At 40.8% G+C, this 5,076-nt stretch carries 3 protein-coding genes and 1 pseudogene; all 4 read right to left on the bottom strand.

The genetic code is table 11. The features are described from left to right. Nucleotides 1–255: 255 nt before the first annotated feature. Nucleotides 256–1,431 carry a hypothetical protein gene (locus PN462_RS11730; RefSeq protein WP_272128416.1) on the bottom strand — a complete coding sequence of 392 codons (1,176 nt, stop codon included), beginning with the start codon at nucleotides 1,429–1,431 and terminating at the stop codon, nucleotides 256–258. A 14-nt stretch (nucleotides 1,432–1,445) separates the two neighbouring features. Beyond that, nucleotides 1,446–2,237 (bottom strand): hypothetical protein, encoded by a 792-nt coding sequence (locus PN462_RS11725; RefSeq protein WP_272128415.1) that lies wholly within the window; start codon nucleotides 2,235–2,237, stop codon nucleotides 1,446–1,448. A gap of 24 nt (nucleotides 2,238–2,261) precedes the next feature. Then, nucleotides 2,262–4,697, bottom strand: coding sequence for a dynamin family protein (locus tag PN462_RS11720; RefSeq protein ID WP_272128414.1), 2,436 nt, complete (start codon nucleotides 4,695–4,697; stop codon nucleotides 2,262–2,264). A gap of 55 nt (nucleotides 4,698–4,752) precedes the next feature. Continuing rightward, nucleotides 4,753–5,076 (bottom strand): annotated as a pseudogene (locus PN462_RS11715) (RNA-guided endonuclease TnpB family protein); the annotation flags it as partial.

The following is a 5,076-nucleotide window of genomic DNA, read 5'->3' as shown; positions in this document are numbered from 1 at the left end:
TGGGGTTTAACTTCAATCTTCAATCTTGAGAGAAACCCGGTTTCTCACCCCCCACTTTTAAGACTCTTTGCTCCCCCAACCCGTTTTAACGGGTTTTCGCTCTTAGCCTTGGGTTTTAACCCAAGGTTCTGGGGTTTAACTCTTTGCTCCCCCAACCCGTTTTAACGGGTTTTCGCTCTTAGCCTTGGGTTTTAACCCAAGGTTCTGGGGTTTAGCTTGCCAGACAGCTAGAAACCCGGTTTCTCACCCCCCAGTTTAGCCATTGGCAGGGAGGAGATAGAGGCCGGGTTTCGCATCCGCACTGGGGAGGAGGTCATGGCTACTGTTCACCCCTTGTTGTTCGCAGAGGTGGGCGAAGGAGAGGAGGCCATCGAGTCGCGCTGAGAGTTCGCTGAGGGTGTCGAGGTATTCCGCGAGGGCGAGTTGGCGATGTTTCCATTGTTGGGTAAGTTGGGGTTGGGTGCGGCTCATTTGTAGTTCAACTTCCGCTTCTAGGCGTTTTTGGTTGGCTTTTTCCGGGGAGAGGGTGTTATCAATGGGGGAAATTTCTATAATGCGTTGGACTCGTTCGGGGGTGATGTCGTCTTTAAAGTAGGGAGTGGCGAAGCGTTGGGTGGTGGCGAGTTCGGGGCGTTCGGTGTTTAGGAGGGTTTCTGTCCAGTGGTTGGCGTGTTGTTGGAAGCGGGGGATTTCTTGGGTGAGGAGGTTTTTTGCATCTTGGATGTGGCCGTGTTGGAGGAGGAGGTTAGCTTCTGTGGCGATGGCGACTGCCCATCCTTGGGTCGAGACATCCACTAACATGAGGGTGTTAGGTTGGCATTTCAAAGGGGCTTGGGTGGCTTGACTACTCAAGAATAGGCGGGTACTGGTGGCAGTTCTCAGGGCATCTTTGGGGGAGTCGTTGGGAAAGCGTTTTAGGGTTTCCAGTTCGGCTTGTAATTCAGCTATTTTTTGGATTAATAGGGCTTTGTGTAAGTTGGTAATCGCTTCTTGGAGTTCTTCCTGTTGTTGTTTGCTATCTTCGACAAGCAGATAGAGATAACCCAATTGTCTAGAGAGGAGAGTTAAATTAAAATCAATGTTATCTAATCCTTCATTTAAAGATTGTTGCAGATTGCTGATTTGGTTTTGAATTTGGTGGAGTTTAAACCCCATATACGCAAAACCTGCAATACTTACCCCCAAATTTAAAACACTTGCCCCTGCTGCAATTTGGCTAAACCCTAAAACGGAGGATAAGGTTTTAGGAACTCCGGCCAAGGCACTTAAATCAGAGCCGGGAATATCTACTAGATGCTTAACAATTTGTCCTGCTTTCTCTCCTGTTCCCTTAGCCCAACGAATAACACTACCCCAACGGGTCATTGTACCATTTAGTAATCCTTGTTTAATATACTCATCAAGAATGATGTTAGTAGGAATTACATACATAACAGTTACTCCAATTAGCGGTAAAGATACGAATTTTCGGTGTTTTTAATAGAAAGACGAGGCGAAATAGAAATCACCTCATGCTCTATATTGGTCAATTCCTCAAAAGCGTCAGAGCGTTCTAAAGAACCTGCACTCTCAGAGAAACCTGTCTCATATTCTGATAATTTCATCTGTACAAAATAAACATCATATTCAGAAGGTTGATTAGTTTCCGGACTCGCAAAATGAGTATTTAATTTTGTTTGCTCAAATTTTGCTTGATCTCCCATCCATAATGCTTCGGTTGAGGTGTAAATATCTTCCCAGATAGCAGAAGTAATTTTTTTATTATTTTTAAGATTATTAATCAGGGTTTGGTTATTTTCTGCATTGAGGACTAACACGAGAATATAACTCGATTCCAAAAAAGATAAAAGCACGCCTATTCCAGTTAAAATAAAGGCAATCAAAACAACCATTGTTTTTTCTTGCCTGACTAATAATTGAGAGATGGCAGTAAATTCTTGTTCACTCAATTCTCTTGTATTATTTGAGTTGACAAAAGTTTGTAAAAAATTAACTCTTTTTTTATCCTGTTCTGCTATAAATTTTTTATAAAAAATATGAGCCGTTTTAATAATCCATGGTTGACCAATCCATTCTTTGATATTTTGTGTAATTTGATGGGATTGAAGTTTTAGTTTTTCCTGTAAAGATAACTCACAACACCATGAATCAACCGCAAGCCATAAATCTATATTTTTGGGGTCTTTTGATAATTTATTAAAGGTTTTCGCAAATTGCTCCCAAGAATTATCAGCCATTTAGTTTTATGCTCCAGCAGTAAGTTATAATTGCTCTCTGAGTTGCTGACGAATTAATTTTAAAGCCTGTTGTTGAGTTTCAATCTCATGCCAACGTTGAGTTGTTTCTTGTGTTTTTTGTTCTGCCATTTTTTCTTGTTCTTTCAAGGTTCGATTGGTGAAGTCAAAAATTTCATCAATAGATTCATCAAATTTTTTATTCATTTGATCTAAATAGGCCACCATCCAATCACATAATCGATCCCATAATGTTGACTCGGCGTTATCAATTCCTTCTGTCCATTGTTTAACCATAATATCAAAGTTCGGAATACGTATTTCTCTATATTGAACTTCTCCCATTATTGGCTCAACAACTGTTGTATTTTTGTGTTCTTTTTTGAAACAACTTCCTTCGGTATATGTTACCCTTTTAGTTCGTTGATCAACCTGTACTTCTTTTGTCAGTTCTTGAGCTTGAATCATTGCAGAAAAATCAACAATATCTTCTGTGATTTTTAAGGGGGTGAGTGCTAGTTTCTGTTCAAAGTCGGCAAAAATAGCTTGATCAATTTGAAGCTCAGGAAACTGAACACTGATTAACTGATAAAGCTCATCAATATTGCTTTGTGCTAACTCTTGTAAAGCCTTTTCAAAATTTGCAGCTTGAGTTTGTAAACTAAATTCAGTCCGTTGACCAATGGCTCTTTTCATTACTTCAAAAAATACTCGGACTGCTTTTTCTGCATGGTCTAATTTTTGTATCGCTTTTTGCTCACCCTCACGCGCAGTAAAAACAAAATAACCTGAGTCTTTTTTATAGTTAATTAATTTTTCTCGCATTAAGTCATAAGCTCGCCCTATTTGATTTGCAAGAGATGGCGAAATAATGTCTTTCAGTTTATCTTCTAACTCATAAGCCCCTTGTTTTTTCTTTAAGGCTTCCCGGACAGGCCGCATCAATTTGAGGGTTATGTCTTGTTTAACTGTATCAACTGCTTTGGTAAAACTTTTAAATCCTTGAATTCCTTTTTTTTGTATTTTTTGGGTTGCACGACGACGAGATTCTACGGTATTTTCTTTTAAGTTTTTTCTGATTTCTTCAATATCCTCAAAAAAATCTTTGCGTAGGGATTCAGCTTGCTTTTGTGATTGTTGGCGACTTTTATCTAGTTTTTCTTGCAGTTCTTCTAGTTCTTTAAGTTGTTCGATTTTGCGAACGTCTGCAATTGTATTAACCTTTGTAACTAAAGCGTCGAATTGATTTAAAACTTTCATAAAAGCTGGTGCAATGACTAACTGAGGAAAAGAGTCTTGAACCCGATAGCGTAGCGTTTCCCAAAGTTTTTGTCCTCCACTCCACTCTAAAGCGTAGCGGAGAATTTTTCGCATTGTTTCATCATCTATACTTTTATCATTTTCTACGTCAAATTCAATCTTTCCAAACCAAAGACGTAACTCTTGATCGCCACGAGTTGCTTCTTTAATAATTCCTGCACAATCTTTAAACATGGCTTCCAGTCGTCTCAAGCGTGTTGCTTGATCGACTTGTGAAGCCAGATGACCTCCTCTTGTTCCCCAAGCACATTGAGCATTGTAGAGTAACCGCGCACTGAAGGGGATAACATTTGGGGGACTGTCTAAGGATAAAACCTCTTTAATCTCTTGTTTTAACTGTTCAATTCTTTGCTCAAGGGGTAAATCATCTGAACCTCGCATATCGACCCGGTTAAGGACAAAAATCATGGAGTCTGTGCGACCATTGAGATAGGTGACAACCTCTTTTAACTCCTGTAATAAACTTTGTCGGTGTTCCTCGTCCACTTGTCCATAGTCCAAGGCCACTAAACTACAGGACTTCTGGACTTGAGGTTGAATAATTTGCAGGTTGGCACGGTCTTGAACGGACTTTAAACCCGGTAAGTCGATGATCTCAAGATCGATGCCTGTGGGGAGATTGAGTAAGCTGCGATCGCAAACTGGCAAAAGATCACCGTACACTGTAATCTGAGGTGCAAGACAGTCCGTTTCTTGCTTGCGGATATTGTGATAAGACCACATGGTATTCTGAATGCGACTGTAAAGTTCCCCATCACTGAGTCCAGACCATTCTCCCGTCTCCCAATTAGCGTTTTCTGATCCCTTAACCACCAAGCGAGAATGATCAGACACCCGCAACCGCAAAACCCCTCCACTCATTTCCCCTGCTTCAATCGGTGCAATTCGCCGACCAATCAACGCATTAACAATGGTGGACTTCCCAGAAGACGTTGTTCCTAACGTAGCGATGGATAACGTGGGATTGTCTAACCGTTCCTTAGCGTCCTGATACGCTTCTCGGAAGGCTTCTACTTGGGACTTTAACTCTGGGTCATCAAACACATCAGGATGAGCATTGGCTAAATGAACCATCCCCTCCCCTAACTCATTGAGCAGTTGACGAACTGAGTCTAGGAGTTCCGTAACATTTGCATGAGCCATTAACTTTTCCCCAGAGAATGCTGTACAGGTTGACGCTCCACGCCCTAAAGGAGCGTGGCTGATAGTATTGGATGTCTCTCGAACCAATTAACTTTAATCTCCCTATCCCTTTTTTATCGGTGAAGGTAATGTGTTTCTTGGTGCTTTCATCCAATTTCCAACCGGAAACTTTATACTCGACAGAGCGTGAGTGCTTTTTAAATCTTGGATAGTCTTTCTTCCCTTTTTTTGTTGTTTACAGTTCTCGTAGAAACGAGTAATTGCTCTAAGGGTTCTTTCAACCGCCGTTTGACAAGCATGAGAGTTTAAATCTTTAACAAATCCAAACTCTTCTCTTAATGCTGTGTTGTATCTAAAGAGTTCAGTTTTGCCTACACCT

This window comes from Spirulina sp. CS-785/01, from assembly GCF_028330525.1.
Classification (GTDB): Bacteria; Cyanobacteriota; Cyanobacteriia; order Cyanobacteriales; family Spirulinaceae; genus JAQMSD01.
The sequence above is the reverse complement of the archived record's forward strand: the minus strand, read 5'-3'. Positions and strand labels throughout refer to the sequence as shown.

What these genes read in the sequence shown, in the direction of transcription:
- PN462_RS11730 (WP_272128416.1), bottom strand. Translation starts at nt 1,431, where the DNA reads ATGTATGTAATTCCTACTAACATCATTCTTGATGAGTATATTAAACAA.
- PN462_RS11720 (WP_272128414.1), bottom strand. Translation starts at nt 4,697, where the DNA reads ATGGCTCATGCAAATGTTACGGAACTCCTAGACTCAGTTCGTCAACTG.
- PN462_RS11725 (WP_272128415.1), bottom strand. Translation starts at nt 2,237, where the DNA reads ATGGCTGATAATTCTTGGGAGCAATTTGCGAAAACCTTTAATAAATTA.